Here is a 20,573-nt window from a genome sequence, read left to right on the forward strand (position 1 = left end):
CCTGAGACCCCCGACCCCGTCATCCGAGGCGGGCGGCACCTCACTCTCGTTCGCCGGGAGGAAGCAGTGAAACTGCAGTTCCTCACCCCTCTCTACGCCCATCCCGGCCCGATCGCCTCGGTGTACCTCGACACCTCCCGTGACCTCGACGGCCCGGACCGGGCCATCGACGTTCGCTGGCGCACGCTGCGCAAGAGCCTGCTCGCGCACGACGCGGACGAGCCCACCGTCAGGGCCATCGAGGACGTGGTCGGCACCGACCGGGAGGTGGCCGGACGGCATGGCCAGGCGATCTTCGCCGCCCACGGCAGCCTCGTCCTCGCGGAGACCTTGCCCGAGCCCCCTGCTCGCGACAGCGCCCTGTACGGGATGCTGCCCGATGCGCTGCCGCTCGTGCTCCAGCGCACCCCGGACATCCCGTACGCCGCCGTCGGCATCCACCGCGTACGGATCGCCGGGCCCGGTGGCGGCGAGGAGGAGCTGGAGCTCGAGTCCGAGGCCGGCCGATGGCCGATGAACCGTGTCGGTCCGGGCGAGTACTCCCACCGCCGGATACCGGTGGAGGCGTGGCCCAAGGAGGTCGACCGGCTCCTGGTGGAGCTCGTCGACGGCGTGGACGCCAACGGCATCGAGATGATCGTGCTGTTCGGCGACCCGTGGGCCGTCAGCAGCCTCATGAGGGCGGCTCCGCCGAAACTGCACGGTGCCCTCGTCAAACTCAAGGACGGTCATCACCGGCAGCCGGAGCCCGGCCGGGCCCTCCTGGAGGACGAACTCCGCATCCTGCTCGACGACCGGCTCCCCGACCATGACAAGAAGCAGCTCGACGCTTTCCTCGGCCAGCGGGCCCGTCACCCGGAGTACGTCGAGGGGATCGCCGCCACGGTCGCCGCCCTTCAGCGCCGGCAGGCCCAGACCCTGATCTTCAACCAGCCGGTGGAGATCGACCGGCACCTCTGGGTCGGTACGGCGCCCACGCATCTGGCCCTGTCCGGCGAGGACCTGATCGCCTTCGGCCTGCATTACTTCTGGGAAGAGCCGGCGGTCGGCGCAGCCCTGATCCGGGCTGCGGCCGGCACCGAGGCCGACCTGATCGCCGTACCGCGCGACGAGCTGCCCTTGGAGAACGGCGTCGCAGTGCTCCTGCGCTACACCGGTACCTGATAGCCGCCCCGGACTCAGCGCCCTATGGGTGTAGTGAATTGCAGAAGTGTGCAATTCGGATACCCTGATCTCCCCATCGCTTGGGTGCCTCGAGCGCCCCGCACCTACGCACCTACGCACCGAGCTAGGACAGAACAGATGACGGCGAGCCTGCCCCCGTGCCCGAAGTGCTCCAGCGAGTACACCTACGAGATGAACGCTCTGATGGTCTGCCCGGAGTGCGCCCACGAGTGGGTTCCCGCTGCGGCGGGGGCGGATGACGCGAGTGCCTCCGGCGAGCGGGTGATCAAGGACTCGGTCGGGAACGTGCTGAACGACGGCGACACCGTGACCGTCGTCAAGGCCCTCAAGGTCAAGGGCAGCCCCTCGGGGATCAAGGCGGGCACCAAGGTGCGCAACATCCGCCTGGTCGACGGTGTCGACGGCCACGACATCGACTGCAAGATCGACGGCTTCGGCGCCATGCAGCTCAAGTCGAGCGTGGTCAAGAAGGCCTGATCCGGGTGGCCGGTGCGCAGAAAGGTCTCGGACCGCCTCGCGGCCCGGGCTTCCGTCCCCCGGCTCAGTAGCGAAGCGCCGTCCCGGTTTCCGCCTTCACGGTGCCCGACAGCGTGTGGGTACTGCGCGCGGTGCCCTCGCCGGTCGTATGCCCCGCCACATCCGGGATCGTCACCACCACGGTGTCCAGCAGCTTGCCGCCCTCGTCCTTGAAATTCACCTGTACGGCGAAGGACTTCTTCGAGCCGTCGGAATTCGTGGCCGAGACGGAGACGGTGGTGCGGCCGTCGCTGTCCGTTGCGGGCTCACCGAGTGTGACCTCGCCCTTCGCGTCGACGCCGTTCTTGACCTCGGAGAGCTTGTCCTTCGCGACGGCTGCGGCCGATTCGACGACGTCCGACGCCTCGGCAGCCGCCGACGAAACCGCCGCCCCCGCCGACTCCACGGCGGACGCCGCTTTCGAGGCCGCCCCGGACGGACCGCCTCCGTCCGAACATCCCGCGGCTCCCACCGCGAGGGCCGCCACCACACCCGCCAGCCCGCGCATTCGTGCGCCCACTGCCATCACACCTCCCTGATCCGACTCCACCCAGTCAAGAGCCGACAGGTCCGGTCCGCCCGCCCGGCACGGCATCCGAGTGATCATCTCCGTGGTGATGGCGCCGGTCTCGGAGGTGATGGTGTGTGACGCGTGGACGGCGTCAGTGCGCACTCCAGCGGTACTGCCCGCCGCCGACCCACCGGACCTCGTCCGGGTCGCCCAGGTCGTGGATCGTGATGCCGGCGGCAGCGGCGGTCAGGAGCACGTCCGTCATGGACCTGGCGGTGCCGACGACCTCGCCGTCGATCTCCACGATGCGGAACGGCGGGTCACCGGGATGTACGCCGAGTACGGTGACCCGGGCCGAGGAGATGTGGGGACTCGCGCTTTCGGTCATGCGGAGATCGCTTCCACGTCACGGCCGGCGGTAATCGCGGTCGGCATCGGCAGACTTCCGAGCATTGCTCACCGCTGCACGCCAGGAGCCCGGTACCGGACTCCTTCGGCTTTGCGCAGGGCATCCAGCGTTTCGTCCACGGTCAGGAGAACGGTCGTCTCGAACGAACTCAGCGCGCCGCCTCCGCTGATCGCCAGCGCGACCGCGGCCATGGACACGTTGTCAGGAGCTTCCCACAGGTTGTAGCCGTCGTGCCTGCCGAAGGCGTACCAGAAGCCGTGGAGCTTCCCGCCGATGGACTCGATGTACGACTGAGCGGCCTTCGCACGGTCCTCGGGGTGGCCCATCAGCCTCGCCCAGGTCTCCGGCGTGTAGCTGAACCTCGATAGATAGAGCGGCATCTGTCTCTCTTTCGTTTCATCAAGAGATGCCCGCGCCGGGCGGGAGAGGCACGGGGGTGGGCCGCGGGTCCCCCAAACAGCCGACAACGACGGCGTCCGGCCACTGATCGCACGACGTACCGCCGTACGCGGCGGGCGGCCTGCCGTCGCGGCACTTCTCTCCTGGGGCGCGGCCGGGCCAGCAATCCCCGCAGGACGAGACCGACAACCGGGTGCTGTGGGAGCAGGACGCCCAGCGGGTGAACGCGCCGTACGGCGAGGCGCTGGGCAGCCATCGGACGGCGATCGGCCTGCCGCCGGTGGACAGCGTCCGCGACCACGTGTTCACCGACCGGCCGTGGCTGGCGGCAGACGCGACGCTGCGTCCGTCGCAGGGCATGACGGACCTCGACATCGTGCGGACCGGGGCGTGGATCCTGCCCGACGACCGTCCGCTCCCGGAAGGGCTGGAGGGGTTCCTGGACGCCGGCTCACCGCCGGTGTACGTGGGCTTCGGCAGCATGGCCGCGCACGTCCCGAGGGGCATCGCCCGGGTGGCCATTGAAGCGAGCCGCGCGCACGGCCGCCGCGTACTCCACGCCCGCGGCTGGGCCGACCTGGCCCTGATCGACGACCAGGACGACTGCTTCGTCGTCGGCGAGGTAAACCACCAGACCGCGTGAATCGCACCGAATCGCCGAGCCGGGGACCGGCGGGCGACGACGCGAACCACGGGCCCGCATCCGCAGCGAGAAAGGACGTCCGTTGGAGAGGCCGGACCATCCTCAAGGCGACATGACCGGAAAACACGGTGGGCCTGCCCCGTCACAGCACTAGCCTCTCGGGATGCGCCGCATGGACAACCGAGACGTCGACAGGGCCGTGGCCGAGATGATGCGGGTACTCGGCCCGCACGACACGGAAGACTGGACAGTGCCGGCGGGTTCGCTGGAGTGGAGCTGTTGGACGACAGCTGCCCACATCGCGCACGACCTGCTGGCCTACGCCGGGCAGGTGGCGGCCCGCCCCACCGACTCCTACCTGCCCTTCGACCTGACCGTCCGGACCGGCGCCTCACCACGCGAGGTGCTCCACGTGGTCACCGTCGGCGGCGGGCTGCTCAGCAGTGCACTGGCCACGGCCGGTCCGGACGTACGGGCCTGGCACTGGGGGTTGAGCGACCCGACGGGGTTCGCCGCGATGGGCGTCGCCGAGATTCTCCTGCACACCCATGACATCACGCAGGGACTACAGGTGCAGTGGCTGCCTCCGGCGCCCCTGTGCTCTGCGGTGATCCGCCGTCTCTTCCCCGACGCCCCGCCAGGTGACCCGGCCCGGGTCCTCCTCTGGTGCACAGGGCGGGGCGAGTTGGAAGGCCGACCTCACCGCACCTCGTGGACGTGGCAGGCCGCAGTGTCCGACTGATCGGGTTCTTGGACGTCGTCTCGGATTCGGACCTGTCACGTCCCCCGTCGGGCCGAATGCGCAGTGGCGTGCGGGCTCCGACCGCGACCATGAGATCATCCAACTACGTGCATGTGCGAGGGGGTTGAGCCGGATGGCAGGGGTACGTGCGGGCCTGGGGCAGCGGCGCTGGCTGGTTCCGGCGACTCTTGCGGTGGCGGCGTCGGGCGGCATGCTCGGAGATCTCCTCTTCGGCATCGGGCTTCCCACGAAATGGGCGGTCGGCGGCATGGTCGCGGCCATGGGGTCGGTTGCCGTTCTGACGTTCACAGCTGAGCGCGGGTCCGACGCCGGCCAGGCCGAGGCAGCCGACGACCGCCCCGACATCGACCAACTCGAACCCATGCCGGTCCTCATCGGACGCACCACGCTGGCCCGCGCACTCTGCAGCATGCTGGAGGACGTCGCACCGGCCGGAGCAGCCCTGAACACCGCGGACCCCGCCCACGGCCGGGCGCAGGTCGTCGTGGTGCACGGCGCGGCCGGCACGGGGAAGACGACGCTGGCCCTGTACGCCGCCCACCAGGTCAAGGGCAGCTTTCCGGACGCGCGCCTGTACATCGATCTACGGGGCGACGGCACTGTGCCGGTCTCCAGCGCCCAGGCTCTGGAGCACTTCCTGCGCAGTCTCGGGGTGGCCACGGCCGACATCCCGCGCAGCGTGGGCGACCGAGCGTCCATGTTCCGGTCGCTGGCAGGCCGATTACGGATGCTCGTACTCCTGGACAATGCGCATTCCACCGAACAGATCAGGCCCCTGATTCCGTCCGGACCCGGATGTGGCGTCGTCATCACCAGCCGCAGGGCCCTCTCGGTCGGCAACATCAGCCACCGTGAGGAGATCCGGGTTTCCCTGCCGGAAGAGGGCGAGGCGCTCGCGGTCCTCTCGCACTACGCCGGCCGGTCGCGCGTTCTTGAGGATCCCGCCGCCGCACTGGAGATCGTCCACTTCTGCGGTCGGCTTCCCATCGCCCTGCGGATCGTCGGCGCCCGGCTGCAGTCCCGCGCCGACCTCACTCTGCGGCGGATGAGGGCACGGCTGGAGGACGAGAAATCACGCCTGCGTGAGCTCGCATTCGAGGACAGCAGCCTGCAGGCATGTCTGCTGCTCAGTCACCGGGACCTGTCGGAGCCCGCCCAGCGGATGCTGGGCGCACTGGGCGGGCTGCCGCGCGGGCGGCTGACCGAGTGGCACGTCGGGCTGGTCGCCGATGACGCCGCCGCCGCGACCGGGGCCCTGGACGAACTGATGGAGACGGCGCTGATGGAAGTGAGCGGAAACGCCTCCAACCCGGAGCCCGAGTACCGGCTGCACGACCTGGTCCGCGTCTTCGCCCGCGACCAGTACGGTCAGCTGCCGCCGGAGGAACGCCGCCTGACGGAGCAAAGGATCGTCCTCGGCTACCGGGACACCGCGTTGCGGCTCGCCGCGGTCCGCGCGCCCGAGCTCGCCGCCCGCGAGTCCGTGACTCCCGCGGCGAGCGCAGCCGGCCAGTCCGCCGCGGAATGGTTCGCCACCGAGGCGGAACGGCTGATGTGGGTGCATGCCCAGGCCGCCCAGGTCGGGCTGCCCGAGGTGGCGCCCCTGATCGCCGAGTGCGCCTCCTACTTCCTCGACGACCTCGACCTCGCGTCCGAGGCCCTCACCGCGATGTTCGCCGCCCCGGAGACGGGTCCCCGGTCGGCACACGCCCGTGCCCGGGCGGCGCTGCGGCTGGCCGACCAGGACTTCGTCGGCGCCCTGGCCGCCCTCGAAGACGGCGGCGGACCGGACAGCGGACCTCACGGGGCGGCCAGGACGCTCGCGCTCACCGCCCGCATCGAGCGCGAGCAGGGCCGCTACGACGTGGCGGCCGCCCACATGTCCGCCGCCGTCGAGCAGCTCCGCGCGCTGGGTGACGGCTGGCACCTGGCCCTCGCGTTGGAGATGCTGGGCGAGATCGAGCGAGCACGGGGCATGCCCTCCGAGGGGGAGTCGTGCCAGCGCGAGGCGCTCGCCATCGCCGGGGAGTTCGCGGACCTGCGGGCGCAGGCCCGGCTGCGCCGTACTCTCGCCGAGACACTGGCCTACAAGAGGGAGTTCGCTGAAGCCGGAGAACTGCTGCGGGCCTCCTCCGCCGGCTTCCGGCGCCTGGGCGACCGGTCGTGGGAAGCCCGCACCCTGTACGTCCAGGGGCGGGTGCAGCGGCTGCTCGGACAGCGCACCGCCGCACTCGCGAGCTACGAGCGCGCCCTGCAGATCTTCGATCAGCTCGGTGAGCGCCTGTGGTCCGGGCGTGTGCGCAACGCCCGGATCCGCCTCTTCGCGGGTCTCGGCGACATGGACCGCGCCCGTGAGGAAGCGGAGGCCGCGCTCACCGTCTTCGCCGAGGTCGGCCACACCCTTTGGCACGCGCACACCCTCCGCGACCTGGGCTGGCTGCACCTGTGCTCCGGCCACGCCGACGAGGCCGTACCAGCGCTGGAGAGCGCCGTACGCACCTGCCGCGAGGCAGGCGACAGCCACGCCGAGGCGGCGGCGGGCCATCTGCTGGGCGTCGCGTACCGCGAGACCGGAAGAGCGGCGGAGGCGCGCCGCGAGCTCGAGGCCGCCAGGGCGATCTACGCCGCCGGAGGCTACGCCTGGCAGGAGGCCACCTGCGTGCACGACCTGGCACGAGCCCTCCGTTCAGCGGGCGACGCGGCCGGAGCCGACGAGCTGGCACGGACCGCCGCGGCCGCAAACCCGTACTTCGCCGCGATGTCCGGTCGTGACGGCGCACGGGCCGTGCCCGACGAGGACTGATCCGGACTGCGAACCCGTCACTGAACGCAGGCGTCCGGCTCGCCTCGGCCTGGAGGCAGCCGCACAGTCGCTGATCGTCGCGACCCGGTGAACCTTGCCGGTCACAGCACTAGTGACGGCGGCCCGTGGCGGAGGCGAAGCCCAGCCAGGTGTGGCGGTTGCCCCACCAGCACCAGCCGACCTTCGGGGCGTTGCGCCGCTCACGGCCGTCGCGCCCCGTGCCGTTGCTGATCCAGATCGCCGGGGTGCGGGCGTCCAGGGCGCCGTTCGCCTTGCGCAGCCGGGAGCCGATGGTCATGAAACAGCGGTTGCGCTCGAGGACCGCCGGCTGCTGGAGCACCCAGTGGATGCCTTCGGTGAGCAGGAGCGGGGTGCGGTTCTCCTTGGTGAGGGCGGGCAGTGCCTCGTCCGGGCTCCAGTTGGCCATGTGGTCGCCGCGGTCGAGGCCGGTGACGAGGTAGAGGGGGGCGTCGGGCAACTCGATGGCGCAGGGGGCGAAGTGGTCGACATCGGGCATGTCGGTGACGACGAAGCCGGACTTGCCGTCATGGCGCAGCAGCGGTGCGAGGACGGAGGCGGGGGCGCGGTCCGGGTGGACGGCGAGCAGGGCGTCGCTGTCCCCGCGGCCGGCGCCTTCGGCGAAGGCCCGCATTTCGTCGGCGGGGATCCCCGCGAGCTCGTGCACCCCGAGCCGGATCAGGTGATCTGCCTGGGTGGCGAGCGGCGGGAGAGGGGCCACGGTGGCGGTGGACGAGGTATCGGGCAAGGTACTCCTCGGGTTCGCGGATCGCAGCAATAGACCTGGGATCAACGAGGCGGCCTGCCGGATTGTTCCTGTCGTGAACTCCCCGGATCCGTACTCGAAGGGCCCACCGTGGTCGGCCGTAGCGGGGACCGACAGCCCGTCACCGCGGCCGAGGCGGCTCGGGGCCCCGCCCCATGGCCGGGAACCGGCCCGCGCAGCGCAGAACGGCATGGAGGAGGCGAGCGCGATGGCCTTCGCCTGCCCGTGCCGCAGCCGCTGGGCCCGCAGGTTGGGCCGGTAGCCGAGCTCGGCGGCCACCTGCTTGATGCGCTCCCGCGTCCGGGGGTCGACCTTGCCCAGCCCGTTGAGGGCGTGCGAGACCGTCGTGCGCGACACACCGGCGGCACGTGCGACATCGGCGATCGTCGGTGGCTTGGAGCCGAGACCGGAAGTGGGCATCTGCGCGCGTGCTCCTCACCTGCTGAGGACGAGTGATCCCACCATCTTCGCCGATGCGGGCCGATCGGGAAGAGAAGGGAATGCGGCCGACGCGGCTCGGGAGGGACCGAACATCATCTTTGGCGCATACCGCCCCTCCGCTGGGATACTGGTCACCATGAGCGCGCACGCCGCGGCCTGGTCCGCAGCCGACCTGCCGGACCTCACGGGCCGCACGATCGTGGTGACGGGCGCCAGCAGCGGCCTGGGGGCCATCACGGCGCGTGAGCTCGCGCGGGCGGGCGCACGGGTCGTACTCGCCGTGCGGGACACCACCCGGGGCGAGGCCGTGGCGGTCGGCTGCGGCGCGAACGCCGAGGTCCGCAGGCTCGACCTGGCCGACCTCGCCTCCGTCCGCGCCTTCGCCGAGGAGTGGGACGGGCCCCTCGACACCCTGATCAACAACGCCGGGGTCATGGCCATCCCCGAACGCCGCACGGCCGACGGCTTCGAGATGCAGCTGGGCACCAATCACCTGGGGCCGTTCGCGCTCACCAACCTGCTGCTGCCCCGGATCACCGGCCGTGTCGTCTCCGTCGCCTCCAACGCGCACCGCAGGAAGGGCGTCGACATCGACTTCGACGACATCAACTCGCGCAAGGACTACCGTCCCTGGCGCGCGTACCAGCAGTCCAAGCTGGCCGATCTCCTCTTCATCCGTGAACTCCAGCGCCGCCTCACCGCGGTGGGCTCACCGGTCACGGCACACGCCGCCCACCCCGGGTACGCGGCGACGAACCTCCAGAGCAGCAGCGCCAGCCCCGTCCAGCGGACGATCATGAAGCTCACCAACCGGTTCGTGGCCCAGTCCGACGCCATGGGCGCCCTGCCCATCCTCTACGCCGCCACGCAGCCCCTGCCCGGCGGCAGCTACACGGGCCCGCAGGGCCGGGGCGAGCTGCGCGGCCACCCCGGCCCCGCCGTACTGAGCCCCGAGGCCCAGGACGACGGACGCGCCCGCCGCCTGTGGCGGATGTCGGAGGAACTCACCGGCGTCACGTTCCCCCTGCCGGGGGCCGACGGCCCCAGACCGTGATCATCCCGGGTGACAGCGCCGCGCAGTCGGGAGAGTCGAGGTACCGGATCGCCACGTCGAGGTCCGCGTCGTCCACCAGCCCGGTCGCCGTCATCGCCTCCCTCGCACGGCCCCATGTCCCCGCCCAGAAGCGGCTGATGGGGCTGCCGGGGAAGAGCGGCGGGACGTGGATCTCGGCGGCCACGGAGGTCAGCCCGATGTCGTGCAGCAGCTGCGGGTAGCGCGGGGTCCAGGTGACGTCGGTGCCGATGGTGTCGCGCAGGCCCTGCCACATGGCTCGCATGGCCCGGCCGTACGGGCTCGGGGGCGCGGCCTCGCTCGTCAGGTCGACCGCATCGCTGAGCACCAGCACACCGCCGGGGACGAGCAGCTCGCCGAGGCGTGCGATCAGCTGCCCCCGGGCGGGCAGGTGCATCAGCACGAAGCGGGCGTGCACCAGGTCGAAGCGTCCGGGATCGAACCCGGGAGCGCTGATGTCCGTCTCCAGGACGTCGAGCCCGGGCTGGGGGTGGGCGGCGAGGAAGCGGACGTCGCGGTCCACGGCCAGCACCCGTATGACGCCCAACTCCCCGAGCAGCCGGCGGGCTACGCTGCCGGTGCCCGCTCCCACGTCGAGGCAGCTCCATCCGGGTCCCGCGCCCAGCTCCCGCAGCCGCGCGACGGTGATGTCGTCGTAGGCGAGGGCGCCGAGGTCGATGCGCTCGTCCTCACCGGCCTGATCGGGCGGGAACACGGCCTCGCCGTACTGGCCGGGCGTCGGAACGGACGGGTACATGCGTCGGCCACCGCCTTCCGTACGGGGCGGGCCCGGGGGGCCACTGCCCGCGGAACCCCGTGGTTCCAGTATCGGCCACCCGGTCACGACACGCGCCGGGGACGGCCTTCGCGCGGGCCGTGCGCGGTTCCGTCACGGCCGGCGGCCGACCGCGAAGTCGGTGCAGCTGGCCACCGAGCTGATGACCGCGCCGGACATGACGGCGGGACGTTCCCCGGCGACCACGGCGTCGAGGTCCACGGTGAGGTAGTCGCGCGGGCGGTTGATCCAACGGTCTCCGCGCAGGGTCATCCGGCCGCTCTCGAACGAGCCGATCATGGTGAAGGAGCCGTTGGGCACGCCGGGGTTGTCGGGGTGCGCGGAGAAGGCGAACACGGCTTCCAGCGCCCGCCCGCCCGGCGAGGTGATCGTGAGGTCGAGCCGGGTCAGGCCCTGGCCGCACCGGTAGGTCCCCTGCCACGAACCGACGACCGGGAGCGGCTGCGACGGGACGCGTGACACCGAAGTGCCAGGCGTACGGGTGGTGCCGGGGGCCGAGCTTGCGGCACCATCGCCCTGCCCCGCGGCCGACCCGGCCGTCTGCCCCGCGGTCGGCCCCGCGGAGGACGCCGATTCTCCCTTTCCACCGGTGTTGCCGGTGTTGCCGACGTCGATCGCCCGCGGCACCAGCCAGGCCAGCAGGCCGACCACGACCACCGCGGCCCCCGCGGCCGCCAGGGCGCCCCGCCGGGACCGCGGCCCGGCCAGGGTCGGGGGACCGTAGCCCCGCGGTACGTCGGCGACCACCGGCGGATGCGACGGCAGCGGCGGTGGAGCCGTCCGGGTCGGGGCCACCGGGTCGACGGTCGTGGGGGTGCGCGGATCGGCGGGAGCCTTCGCCGCGTCGGGCGCTGCGGCCGCCGGCGAGGACGACGGCCGGGCCGGATACGGGGGAAGCCACGTGAAGCCGACCGAGGTGTCCAGCACCCCGGCGAGCTCGTCGAGGAGCGCGGAGACGGTCGGGCGCCGGGCGGGATCCTTCGCCAGACATCCGGCCACCAGAGCGCGCAGCCGGACCGGCAGCGCGCCGAGGTCCGGCTCGTCGTGGACCACCCGGTACATCAGCCCCGAGGCGGTTCCGGTACCGAAGGGCCCGGTGCCGGTGGCGGTGAACGCCAGCACGGCGCCCAGGGAGAACACATCGGTGGCCGGGGTGACCCTGCCGCCCGTCAGCTGCTCGGGGGCCATGAAGCCGGGCGTGCCGATGAGGGTTCCGGCACGGGTGAGTTCGGTGACGGCCTCGGCGACCGCCGAGATCCCGAAGTCGATGACGCGCGGCCCGTCCGGCGAGAGCAGCACGTTGGACGGCTTCAGATCCCGGTGCACCACACCCTGGACGTGGATGGCCTCCAGGGCTTCGGCGACTCCCGCCGCCAGTGCCATCACCGACTCCTCGGGCCAGGGCCCGTGGTCCCGTACGGCTTCGCTCAACGAGGGCCCGGCGACGTAGGCGGTGGCCAGCCACGGCGGGTCCCCGGTCGGGTCGGCGTCGACGACCCCGGCCGTGTACATGCCGTTCACCCGCCGCGCCGCACTCACCTCGCGGGCGAACCGCATCCGGAACTCCGGGTCCTCGGCCAGCTCCGGCCGGATCACTTTCACCGCGACGGACCGGCCGCCGCGCGAACGCCCGAGGTAGACGGCCCCCATGCCTCCGCTGCCCAGCCGGGCCGCGATCCGGTACGGGCCCACCTGCGAGGGATCCCCGGCCCGCAACGACTCCATCTCCCGCTCCATGCCGCACCTTTCCGGCCAACTCGGCAGTCGCGCCACCGCTGCCGCGCCATGATGTCAGCGTCACCCCCGCGCCGGCACCTGTTCCCGGATCTCGGCCACCGATCGGGGATATGACAGATGTAATGACGTGAGGACCCCCTGCTCTCCGGGGGCTGGGGGTCAGAGCGTCTCGCTCAGCGAGTCCGCCAGCCGCCGCCGTGCCGCCCGTGCCGCCGGCAGCGCCGCCGCCGCCACCGCACCCAGCACCGCTCCGATGGTCACCGTCAACAGCATGGGCAGCGGCGGCAGTTGGGCGATCCCCGCGCCGATCCCGCTCGCCGCGCCCTGGGCGTCCACCAGCCAGCTGCCGGACAGCGCACCCACCGTCGTCCCCACCACGGCGGAGACGAGCGCGGTCAGGCCGGCGGCCGTCACGATCGTCGCCCCGATCTGCCGGGGCGTCAGCCCGATGGCCTTCAGCGCGAGCAGGTCCCGGCCCCGGTCGCGTACTCCCGTGCTGATCAGCGTCAGCAGTTCGATCAGCCCGATCAGTGCCAGCACCGCGATCAGGGCGGCGATCACTCCGCGTGCCGGTTCCAGCCGGTCGGCCGGATTGGGCGTCTCACGGATCTCCAGCGTTCCGCCTGCCGCCACGGCGAGCGTGCCGCTCACCGCCCGGGGGTCCGCCCCCTCGCGCAGCACCAAGGCATGGAAGTCGGGCCGCAGTCGCGGATCGCGCTCCCGCAGCGCGTCGATGGTCGTGGTGATCACCCGGCCGCCGGATTCGGGTTCGATGGTGCGGCCGACGAGGTGCAGGATCTGCGGCCGTCCCTCGACGGTCATCCGCACCCAGTCGCCGACCCGCACCCCGAGGAGATCCAGCAGCCCCTGCCCGGCCACTGCCTCGTCCGGACCGCCGACCGCGCGGCCTTCCACCACTTCGGAGGGATACGGGTGCCGAGCCGTGCCCAGCCCGCGGAGCGTGATGGTGCCGGTCTGCCCCGGCACGAGCGCAGCCATCTCCGCGCCCGGATGGACCGCGGCGATGTCCGGGATCGTCGCCAGGGTCTTCTCCAGCTCCGAGTCCGACGGCCCGGCGGGCTGCTCGGCCCGTACGGTCAGCGCCGCGGGCAGTCCCATGCTCGCGGGTCGGCTGCGGAACTGGTCCAGCGTCGACCAGGCGACGAGCGCGACCGTGATGAGCACCATCGGCAGGGCGAGCCGGGCCACCGCCACGAGCGTCCGGCCCCGTCGCGGGAACGCCGCCCGCCACCCCAGGACCAGGGCGGGGGGCACGCGCATTCCGAGCGCCCGTCTGCCGAGTGCGGTCATCGGCGTGGCGGACGGCAGCGCCGCCCGGGCCACCGGCACCGGCGGCACCCGTCCGGCCCGCCAGGCCGAGAGTCCGGTGGCGGCCGCGATCAGCAGCACCGCGCCGCAGGGAACGCCGATCATCAGCGCGGTGTGGCCGGGCAGGTCCTGCCACACGGCCGCCGCTTCCCCGATCCGCCCCGGTATCCGGGCGCCCAGCAAGGCGATCGCCGCCGTGCCCAGGGTCACGCCGAGGAGCGCGAAGGCCAGATGCTGTACGAGGAAGCCGCGGGTCACCTGGCCGGGGGTGAAGCCGACCGCCTTGAGGATGGCGATGTCCCTCAGCTGACCGCGGACCCGGGCACCGATCGCTCCGGCCGCGGCGAGCGCTGCCGCGAGCAGCGCGCCGAGCCCGAAGACGGCGAACATCTGCCCGAGGAGCCGGTCGTCGCCGCCCGCCTCGGCCCGTGCCTGCTGCCACTTGGTGACCTGGGCGACCCGGTCGGCGCCGAGGACGGTCACGGCGCGCTGGACCATGAAGTCGGTGTCGTCCGGATCCTCCAGGCGCAGTCCGACGCTCTGCCCGGTGTCACCGTGGGCGATCTCGTCGAGGGTGCCGGAGAGCACCCAGCCGATGCCCGGTCCGCCGCCCGGCCGGTAGCCCGGCTCGGCCGCCTCGGCTATCCCGCTCACCCGCAGTGCGTGCGGGGCGCCGTCCGGCCCGGTGACCCGCACCGTGTCACCCGGCTCGGCCCACAGCGCCCGCGCGACCGAACTCTCCAGCACGACGGTGCCGGCCTGGGCGCCGTCGTCCGATGGGGCCAGCCAGCCGCCCGCGGTGACGAGCGGCCGCCCTGTCTCCGGAGGTGCCACGGCGGCTGCGCGCAGCGTCACCCCGGCCCGCGCGCCGCGCGACTCGACGGTCGTCGCCGCCGTGCGGAACGGCCCGGAGAGGGCGGCGATCCCGTCCACGCCGGACAGGGCGTCCACGTCTGGTGTGAACGGGGTCGCCCCGGCGCGGGTGTGCAGCCAGATGTGCGCGCCCTGGGACTGGTTGAAGATCCGCTGCCACGGGTTCGCGGCGTAGCTGAACAGCGCGCCGGCCAGCAGGAGCGAGGCGATGATCCCGGCGCTGGCCAGCACGACGAAGAGGGCTTCGCCGCGGTGTGCGCGGAAGTCGGCTTGCGCCCAGCGCAGAGTGGCCCGCACGGTCACTCCTTCAGTTCGAGTACGCCGCGGACGCCGCCGCCCGGCTCGCGGCGCCCGTCGCCGAGTGCCGCGTCGTCGGCTATGCGCCCGTCGAAGAAGCTGATGACGCGGTCGGCGGCACTGGCCATCCGGGCGTCATGGGTGACCATCATGATCGTCTGGCCGCGCTGGTGGAACCGGGAGAGCAGCCGCAGCACCTCGCGGGTGCCCTTGCTGTCGAGGCTGCCGGCCGGTTCGTCGGCGAGCAGCAGAGCGGGGTGGTTCACCAGCGCGCGGGCGAGCGCGACCCGCTGCTGTTCGCCGCCGGACAGCTCTCCGGGCATCGACCGCTCGCGGCCTTCGAGGCCGAGCTCGGCGAGCAGTTCGGCGCGGGAGTCGCGGGCGGCCTTCGGGGAGGCGCCGGCGAGCAGGGCGGGCAGTTCGACGTTGTCGGCGACGGTGAGGTTGGAGACCAGGTTGAAGAACTGGAAGACGACGCCGATGCTGCGGCGCCTGAGGACCGCCCAGCGGGCCTCGCGGTACTCGTCGACCCGCTCTCCGCCGAGCCACAGCTTCCCGCTGTCGGGCCGCTGGAGGCCGCCGATCAGATGCAGCAGCGTGGACTTGCCGGCCCCCGACGGCCCGGTGACCGCGACGAACTCGCCCGGCTGGACGGACAGGTCCACCCCGCGCACGGCATGCACCGCCGCGCCCTCGCCGTAGTGCGTCTTGGTCAGGCCCTCGGCGCGCACGATGGGCACGGCAGGAGCGCCGGTGGCGTCGTCGCTCATTCCAGCTCCTCCTGACAGCGTTCCAGCCAGTCGAGGTCGGCCTGCAGATGCAGCATGGCGCCCTCGATCAGCAGTTGGGAGATCTTGTTGTCGCGGTCCTCCGCCGCGGCCAGCTTGGACAGGTCCCGCATGGTGTTGAGGTACTGCCGCCGCTGCTTGTTGATCAGCGCGACCGGGTCGGCCAGACCCGACCGGGGTGCGAGCGCGAGCTTCATGAAGAACTCGTCCCGTACCCGGGGCTCCTCCGCGGTCTCCTCGAACCAGGCCAGCACGGCCTCGCGCCCGGCGTCCGTCAGCCTGTACGTGCGCTTGTTGGGCCGGCCCGACTGCTCGACGTCCTCGCCTTCGATCAGGCCGCTCTTCTCCAGCCGGCCGAGGGTGACGTAGATCTGGCCGACGTTGGGCTGAGGGTACGCGGCGCCCAGGAGCTTCTCAAGGTCCTGCTTCAGCTCGTAACCGTGCGCAGGGCTACGGGTGAGGAGCGCAAGGAGCGCCAGCCGCACTCGCTCCCCCTCCCTTCCACCCGGTAGTCAACTGTTCACTCGGCATCGGACCGAGTGGCGCCGCCGTCTGTATCGTCTGCCTGGACGTCTAGTATCGCCCATGCCTAACGGGTATATATAGGCCGCGAGGGTCGGCGGCGCAGCCGGATCGTGCACTGGGAGGAATCTATGCGGTGGATGCGTGCCGCGGGTAGAGCTCTCCTGGTCGCGGCGGTCGTCCTGACGGGATACGCGGGTTTCGGCGTCCGCGCCGACGCGGACGTGGCCTCCGAGGGGCGCGGCCCCCTGACGCTCGTGACGGCGGGCGATCTGACCGACTACCTCTCCCCACTGCTCGACGACTGGAACCGCGGCCACCCCGACGAACGCGTCACGCTCGTCGAACTGCCCGACTCGGCCGACGAGACCCGGGCCCAGATGATCAGCGAACTGCGATCGGGCCGCGACCGGTTCGACGTACTGAACATCGACGTCGCCTGGACGCCCGAGTTCGCGGCGGCCGGATGGATCTCCCCGCTCGAGCGTGACCGCTTCCCTCTGGACACCTTCCTGCGGCCGGTCGTCGACACCGCGACCTTCGAAGGCCGGCTGTACGCGGTCCCGTACGTCACCAACGCGGGACTGCTCTACTACCGCAAGGACATCCTGGACCGGGAAGGCGAGAAACCGCCGCGCACCTGGGCCGAGCTGGTCCGCCAGGCGCGCACGATCGCCCCGAAGTACGGACTGGACGGCTATGCCGGTCAGTTCCTGCCGTACGAAGGGCTCACCGTCAACGTGACCGAGGCCGTGCACTCGGCGGGCGGTTCGATCCTGCGCGACGACGGCGCCCGGGTGACCGTGGACTCCGACGCGGCGCGCGCCGGACTGCGGTTCCTCGCGGACGGTGTGCGGGACGGCTGGATCTCCCGCGACGCGCTCGGCTACAAGGAGGAGGAGTCGCGGCGGGCGTTCCAGGACGGCCGGCTGCTCTTCCTGCGGAACTGGCCCTACGTGTACGCGGACGCGAGCGCACAAGGGTCCGAGGTCGCGGGCAGGTTCGGCGTCGTACCGCTGCCCGGGCCCGACGGGCCCGGCACCAGCGTGCTGGGTGGCTCCAACCTCGCCGTGAGCAGCCGTGCGCGGCATCCGGCGTCGGCGGCCGATCTGATCTCCTATCTCACCAGTGAGCGGGTCCAGCGACAGGTACTCACCGAGGGCTCGCTGCCACCGGTGCGCGCCGCACTGTACGAGGACCCCGAGCTGATCCGCGCGTATCCGTACCTGCCCACGCTTCGCCAGAGCGTGCTCTCGGCGGTGCCGCGCCCCAAGAGTCCGCGCTACGACCAGGTGAGCCTCGCCGTGCAGGCCGTGGCGCAGGACGTGATGGCGCAGCGCCAGACGCCGGAACAGGCAGTGGCGCGGCTCGCGCGCGAACTCGGGGCCATCTCCCACAAGGGCTGATCGCACACTCCTCTGCCTTCCTCCCCGCAGGGCCTCTACTTACATGTTAAGTAGGGGCCCTCTTTCGTGCATGCGGACATTCAGCCGCAAACTACCCCAACTTTCTGCTGTTTCTAGACACATCGTTGACACCTTCCAGTCGTCATTACTTAACATGCATGCATAACAGCGCACCTGATCCAGGGCGCTCTCGCATTCAGCAGAACAGGTCGACGCGAGATGCTCAGCACCCTTCCGGCCGACACCGGCCATCCCTTCCGCACTGCCACCACACCTGCCTGGTGGCGCGACGCGGTGATCTACCAGGTCTACGTCCGCAGCTTCCTCGACAGCACCGGGGACGGCATCGGCGACCTGGCCGGCGTACGGGCCGGGCTTCCCTACCTGAGGAAGCTCGGTGTCGACGGCATCTGGCTCAGCCCCTTCTACCCGTCGCCGCAGCACGATCACGGCTACGACGTCGCCGACTACTGCGGTGTCGACCCCGTCTACGGCGACCTCGCCGAGTTCGACCGGCTGATGGCCGACGTCCGCCGCCTCGGGCTCAAGCTGCTGCTCGACATCGTCCCCAACCACTGCTCGAGCGAGCACCCGTGGTTCCGCGAGGCACTCGCCGCGGCGCCGGGCAGCGCGCCGCGCTCCCGTTTCCACTTCGCGCCCGGCCGCGGCCCGGAAGGGGCGGAGCCGCCGAACAACTGGCGCGCCATGTTCGGCGGTCCCGCCTGGAGCCGGATCACCGAGCCCGACGGCACCCCCGGAGAGTGGTACCTGCACCTCTTCACGCCCGAGCAGCCCGACCTGAACTGGCGCGACCCGGCCGTGGGCGACGACTTCGAGCAGGTGCTGCGCTTCTGGCTGGACCGCGGTGTCGACGGCTTCCGCATCGACGTCGCCGCCGGGCTGTTCAAGCACCCCGAACTGCCCGACTCGGACGACCCCGGAGCCGACGAGCGCGCCCGCGACGCCGTCAACCAGCTCGCCTGGAACCAGCCCGAGGTCCACGACGTATGGCGCCGCTGGCGCTCGGTCTGCGAGGAGTACACCGCCCGGGACGGCCACGAGCGGCTGCTGGTCGGCGAGGTGTCCGTGCCGACCGCACGCGAGCACGCCGAGTACGTCCGCCCCGACGAACTGCACCAGGCGTTCTTCTTCGACCTGCTCAGCGCGCCCTGGGACGCCGACGCCTTCCGCGCGACGATCACCGAGGCGATACGCGACATCGCCGGCACCGGCTCCACCGTCACCTGGGTCCTCAACAACCACGACCAGGTCCGCACCGTCACCCGCTACGCGGGCGAGCCCGGGGTGGAAGGCAGTGGACTGGGAGCCGCCCGCGCCCGCGCCGCCGCACTCCTGATGCTCGCCCTGCCCGGCGCCGCCTACGTCTACCAGGGCGAGGAACTCGGTCTCCCCGAGGTCCTCGACCTGCCCGACGAGGTCCTCACCGACCCGATCTTCCACCGCACCGGCAGCCGCAAGCACATCCGGGACGGCTGCCGCGTGCCACTGCCCTGGTCCGGGCACGCCTCCCCGTTCGGCTTCAGCCAGGAAGCGGCCGGCGCCAAGCCGTGGCTGCCGCAGCCCGAGTGGTTCGCCGAGCACGCCACCGACCGTGCCCTCGCCGACACCCGTTCGTTCTGGCACCTCTACCGGGACGGTCTCCAGCTGCGGCGCACCCTGCCGCAGCTCGGCGACGGCACCCTGCGCTGGCTGGACGCGCCTGCGCAGGTGCTGGCGATCGCCCGCGGCGAGGGCCTGATCTGCGCGGTGAACTTCGGCACGGAGCCGGTGCCCGCTCCGGTCCCCGGGACCCCGCTGCTCGCCAGCGGACCCTGCCCCGCCGGCGTGCTCCCCGCGGCGACCGCCGCCTGGTGGACGGCCGAGTGCCCGGCCCCGTGAACCCGCGGCCCGAGTGACGTCACGTCCCACCCCGCAGTCCCCGAACCCCCCGGAAAAGGACATCATCATGCGACGACCCAGCAAGACGACCCGACGGACCGCGGCCACCGCAGCGGCGACCCTCGCCCTCGCCCTTGGCGCCACCGCCTGCGGCGGTACCACCGGACCCGCCGGCGGCGGTGAACTCAGCGGCCAGACCGTGACCGTGGCAGGCGTCTGGACCGGCAGCGAACAGAAGAACTTCAAGAAGGTCCTGGACGCCTTCACCGAGAAGACCGGCGCCAAGACGGTCTTCGTCCCCTCCGGCGACAACGTCTCCACCTTCGTCGGAAGCAAGATCGAGGGCGGCAACGCGCCCGACGTGGTGATGGTCCCCCAGGTGGGCGTGCTCCAGCAGTTCGCCAAGGAGGGCTGGCTCCAGCCCCTGTCCGACCAGACCGCGAAGACGGCCGGCTCCACCCTCGCCCCGGTGTGGAAGAACTACGGCACCGTCGACGGCACGTACTACGGCCTCTACTTCAAAGCCGCCCACAAGTCGACCGTCTGGTACGCCCCCGAGGCTTTCACCCAGGCGGGCGTCAGCGAGCCCAAGAGCTACGCCGACCTGCTGAAGGCCGGCCGCACCCTCGCCGACTCCGGCCGCCCGGCCTTCGCCATAGCCGGCGAGGACGGCTGGACCCTCACCGACTGGTTCGAGAACATCTACCTCTCCCAGGCCGGGCCGGAAAAGTACGACCAGCTCGCCCAGCACAAGCTCAAGTGGACCGACGACAGCGTCGTCAAGGCGCTGACCACCCTCGGGGACCTGTTCAAGGACAAGCAGCTCGTCGCGGGCGGCGCCCAGACGGCTCTGGGTACGGACTTCCCCTCGTCGGTCGAGCAGGTCTTCGGCCCCGAGCCCAAGGCGGGCATGGTCTACGAGGGAGACTTCGTCGGCGGCGTCGCCAAGGACCAGTTCGGCAAGCAGCCCGGCAAGGACGCCAAGTTCTTCCCGTTCCCCGCGGTCGACGGCGGCAAGGCGCCGGTCGTCAGCGGCGGTGACGCGGCCGTCGTCCTCAAGCAGGGGACGAACAGCAAGGGCGGCATGAAGCTGCTCGAGTTCCTGGCCGGCCCCGAGGCGGCAGAGGTCTGGGCCGGCGCGGGCGGCTTCCTGTCCCCGAACCTCCGGGTCGACATGGCCTCGTACGGCGACGCCGTCACCCGCAGCACCGCCGAGTCGCTCATCGCGGCGGGCGACTCGATCCGCTTCGACATGTCGGACCAGGCGCCGGCCGCGTTCGGCGGCACCAAGGGCGCGGGCGAGTGGAAGCTCCTCCAGGACTTCCTGCGCGACCCGTCGGACCCGCGGGGCACGGCCGCACAGCTCGAGGCCGAGGCCGCCAAGGCCTACGGGAACTGAG

The 20,573-nt window shown here is 71.8% G+C and carries 17 protein-coding genes and 2 pseudogenes; 9 read left to right on the plus strand and 10 right to left on the minus strand.

Features of this window, described 5'->3' with window-relative positions; translation table 11 throughout:
- Window positions 1-66 precede the first annotated feature (66 nt).
- Entirely contained in the window at window positions 67-1,164 is a 1,098-nt protein-coding gene (locus ACGFYQ_RS32465; RefSeq protein WP_393749762.1) for a hypothetical protein, read from the plus strand.
- A gap of 138 nt (window positions 1,165-1,302) precedes the next feature.
- The gene (locus tag ACGFYQ_RS32470; protein WP_393749763.1) at window positions 1,303-1,662 is read left to right on the plus strand and encodes a zinc ribbon domain-containing protein YjdM; all 360 of its coding nucleotides are present in this window, start codon (window positions 1,303-1,305) and stop codon (window positions 1,660-1,662) included.
- Between the two features lie 64 nt (window positions 1,663-1,726).
- Here the strand turns inward: ACGFYQ_RS32470 and ACGFYQ_RS32475 are convergent, their stop codons facing one another.
- The 3 genes from ACGFYQ_RS32475 to ACGFYQ_RS32485 all read right to left on the minus strand — a co-directional run bounded on the left by ACGFYQ_RS32475 (window position 1,727) and on the right by ACGFYQ_RS32485 (window position 3,001).
- On the minus strand, window positions 1,727-2,227 hold the full coding sequence (locus ACGFYQ_RS32475; RefSeq protein ID WP_393749764.1) for a hypothetical protein: 501 nt from the start codon (window positions 2,225-2,227) through the stop codon (window positions 1,727-1,729).
- Window positions 2,228-2,363: 136 nt separating this feature from the next.
- On the minus strand, window positions 2,364-2,600 hold the full coding sequence (locus ACGFYQ_RS32480) for a hypothetical protein (RefSeq protein WP_393749765.1): 237 nt from the start codon (window positions 2,598-2,600) through the stop codon (window positions 2,364-2,366).
- Window positions 2,601-2,668: 68 nt separating this feature from the next.
- Window positions 2,669-3,001 carry a GYD domain-containing protein gene (locus tag ACGFYQ_RS32485; RefSeq protein WP_393749766.1) on the minus strand — a complete coding sequence of 111 codons (333 nt, stop codon included), beginning with the start codon at window positions 2,999-3,001 and terminating at the stop codon, window positions 2,669-2,671.
- A gap of 137 nt (window positions 3,002-3,138) precedes the next feature.
- Here ACGFYQ_RS32485 and ACGFYQ_RS32490 point away from each other — a divergent pair.
- From ACGFYQ_RS32490 to ACGFYQ_RS32500, 3 genes and pseudogenes are all read left to right on the plus strand, one after another.
- A pseudogene (locus ACGFYQ_RS32490) lies at window positions 3,139-3,654 on the plus strand (glycosyltransferase); the annotation flags it as partial.
- Window positions 3,655-3,835: 181 nt separating this feature from the next.
- A complete protein-coding gene (locus tag ACGFYQ_RS32495) occupies window positions 3,836-4,405 on the plus strand; it encodes a maleylpyruvate isomerase N-terminal domain-containing protein (RefSeq protein WP_393749767.1) in 570 nt (189 codons plus the stop codon).
- A gap of 133 nt (window positions 4,406-4,538) precedes the next feature.
- Window positions 4,539-7,229: a tetratricopeptide repeat protein gene (locus ACGFYQ_RS32500; RefSeq protein WP_393749768.1), complete on the plus strand. Its 2,691-nt coding sequence runs from the start codon at window positions 4,539-4,541 to the stop codon at window positions 7,227-7,229.
- Between the two features lie 109 nt (window positions 7,230-7,338).
- Here ACGFYQ_RS32500 and ACGFYQ_RS32505 read toward each other — a convergent pair whose 3' ends face one another.
- Both ACGFYQ_RS32505 and ACGFYQ_RS32510 read right to left on the minus strand, forming a co-directional pair.
- The gene (locus ACGFYQ_RS32505; protein WP_393749865.1) at window positions 7,339-7,995 is read right to left on the minus strand and encodes a DUF5701 family protein; all 657 of its coding nucleotides are present in this window, start codon (window positions 7,993-7,995) and stop codon (window positions 7,339-7,341) included.
- 279 nt (window positions 7,996-8,274) lie between these two features.
- Window positions 8,275-8,433, minus strand: a pseudogene (locus ACGFYQ_RS32510) (LacI family DNA-binding transcriptional regulator); the annotation flags it as partial.
- A 157-nt stretch (window positions 8,434-8,590) separates the two neighbouring features.
- On the opposite strand from ACGFYQ_RS32510, the gene ACGFYQ_RS32515 reads away from it, so the two are divergent.
- Window positions 8,591-9,508: an oxidoreductase gene (locus ACGFYQ_RS32515; RefSeq protein ID WP_393749769.1), complete on the plus strand. Its 918-nt coding sequence runs from the start codon at window positions 8,591-8,593 to the stop codon at window positions 9,506-9,508.
- Here ACGFYQ_RS32515 and ACGFYQ_RS32520 read toward each other — a convergent pair.
- The 5 genes from ACGFYQ_RS32520 to ACGFYQ_RS32540 all read right to left on the minus strand — a co-directional run bounded on the left by ACGFYQ_RS32520 (window position 9,468) and on the right by ACGFYQ_RS32540 (window position 15,831).
- A complete protein-coding gene (locus ACGFYQ_RS32520; protein ID WP_393749770.1) occupies window positions 9,468-10,283 on the minus strand; it encodes a class I SAM-dependent methyltransferase in 816 nt (271 codons plus the stop codon). The genes ACGFYQ_RS32515 and ACGFYQ_RS32520 overlap by 41 nt on opposite strands.
- Before the next feature lie 132 nt (window positions 10,284-10,415).
- Window positions 10,416-12,059, minus strand: a complete 1,644-nt coding sequence (locus ACGFYQ_RS32525; RefSeq protein ID WP_393749771.1) for a serine/threonine-protein kinase — start codon at window positions 12,057-12,059, stop codon at window positions 10,416-10,418.
- Window positions 12,060-12,218: 159 nt separating this feature from the next.
- Entirely contained in the window at window positions 12,219-14,558 is a 2,340-nt protein-coding gene (locus tag ACGFYQ_RS32530; RefSeq protein ID WP_393749772.1) for an FtsX-like permease family protein, read from the minus strand.
- A 2-nt stretch (window positions 14,559-14,560) separates the two neighbouring features.
- Window positions 14,561-15,328: an ABC transporter ATP-binding protein gene (locus ACGFYQ_RS32535; protein WP_393749773.1), complete on the minus strand. Its 768-nt coding sequence runs from the start codon at window positions 15,326-15,328 to the stop codon at window positions 14,561-14,563.
- Window positions 15,325-15,831, minus strand: coding sequence for a PadR family transcriptional regulator (locus ACGFYQ_RS32540; protein ID WP_393749774.1), 507 nt, complete (start codon window positions 15,829-15,831; stop codon window positions 15,325-15,327). Before ACGFYQ_RS32540 ends, ACGFYQ_RS32535 begins: the two co-directional genes overlap by 4 nt.
- Window positions 15,832-15,999: 168 nt before the next feature.
- Here ACGFYQ_RS32540 and ACGFYQ_RS32545 point away from each other — a divergent pair, with 168 nt between their 5' ends.
- The 3 genes from ACGFYQ_RS32545 (at window position 16,000) to ACGFYQ_RS32555 (ending at window position 20,572) form a co-directional block, all read left to right on the plus strand.
- Window positions 16,000-17,274: an ABC transporter substrate-binding protein gene (locus ACGFYQ_RS32545; protein WP_393749775.1), complete on the plus strand. Its 1,275-nt coding sequence runs from the start codon at window positions 16,000-16,002 to the stop codon at window positions 17,272-17,274.
- A gap of 219 nt (window positions 17,275-17,493) precedes the next feature.
- A complete protein-coding gene (locus ACGFYQ_RS32550) occupies window positions 17,494-19,173 on the plus strand; it encodes a glycoside hydrolase family 13 protein (RefSeq protein ID WP_393749776.1) in 1,680 nt (559 codons plus the stop codon).
- A 67-nt stretch (window positions 19,174-19,240) separates the two neighbouring features.
- Window positions 19,241-20,572 (plus strand): ABC transporter substrate-binding protein, encoded by a 1,332-nt coding sequence (locus tag ACGFYQ_RS32555; RefSeq protein ID WP_393749777.1) that lies wholly within the window; start codon window positions 19,241-19,243, stop codon window positions 20,570-20,572.
- Window position 20,573 lies beyond the last annotated feature (1 nt).

The organism is Streptomyces sp. NPDC048258 (assembly GCF_043201995.1).
GTDB lineage: Bacteria > Actinomycetota > Actinomycetes > Streptomycetales > Streptomycetaceae > Streptomyces.

Bases quoted from the DNA above. Each gene is read 5' to 3' on its own strand.
- ACGFYQ_RS32470 (WP_393749763.1), top strand. From the start codon at position 1,303: ATGACGGCGAGCCTGCCCCCGTGCCCGAAGTGCTCCAGCGAGTACACC.
- ACGFYQ_RS32475 (WP_393749764.1), bottom strand. From the start codon at position 2,227: ATGGCAGTGGGCGCACGAATGCGCGGGCTGGCGGGTGTGGTGGCGGCC.
- ACGFYQ_RS32480 (WP_393749765.1), bottom strand. From the start codon at position 2,600: ATGACCGAAAGCGCGAGTCCCCACATCTCCTCGGCCCGGGTCACCGTA.
- ACGFYQ_RS32485 (WP_393749766.1), bottom strand. From the start codon at position 3,001: ATGCCGCTCTATCTATCGAGGTTCAGCTACACGCCGGAGACCTGGGCG.
- ACGFYQ_RS32495 (WP_393749767.1), top strand. From the start codon at position 3,836: ATGGACAACCGAGACGTCGACAGGGCCGTGGCCGAGATGATGCGGGTA.
- ACGFYQ_RS32500 (WP_393749768.1), top strand. From the start codon at position 4,539: ATGGCAGGGGTACGTGCGGGCCTGGGGCAGCGGCGCTGGCTGGTTCCG.
- ACGFYQ_RS32515 (WP_393749769.1), top strand. From the start codon at position 8,591: ATGAGCGCGCACGCCGCGGCCTGGTCCGCAGCCGACCTGCCGGACCTC.
- ACGFYQ_RS32520 (WP_393749770.1), bottom strand. From the start codon at position 10,283: ATGTACCCGTCCGTTCCGACGCCCGGCCAGTACGGCGAGGCCGTGTTC.
- ACGFYQ_RS32525 (WP_393749771.1), bottom strand. From the start codon at position 12,059: ATGGAGCGGGAGATGGAGTCGTTGCGGGCCGGGGATCCCTCGCAGGTG.
- ACGFYQ_RS32535 (WP_393749773.1), bottom strand. From the start codon at position 15,328: ATGAGCGACGACGCCACCGGCGCTCCTGCCGTGCCCATCGTGCGCGCC.
- ACGFYQ_RS32545 (WP_393749775.1), top strand. From the start codon at position 16,000: ATGCGGTGGATGCGTGCCGCGGGTAGAGCTCTCCTGGTCGCGGCGGTC.
- ACGFYQ_RS32550 (WP_393749776.1), top strand. From the start codon at position 17,494: ATGCTCAGCACCCTTCCGGCCGACACCGGCCATCCCTTCCGCACTGCC.
- ACGFYQ_RS32555 (WP_393749777.1), top strand. From the start codon at position 19,241: ATGCGACGACCCAGCAAGACGACCCGACGGACCGCGGCCACCGCAGCG.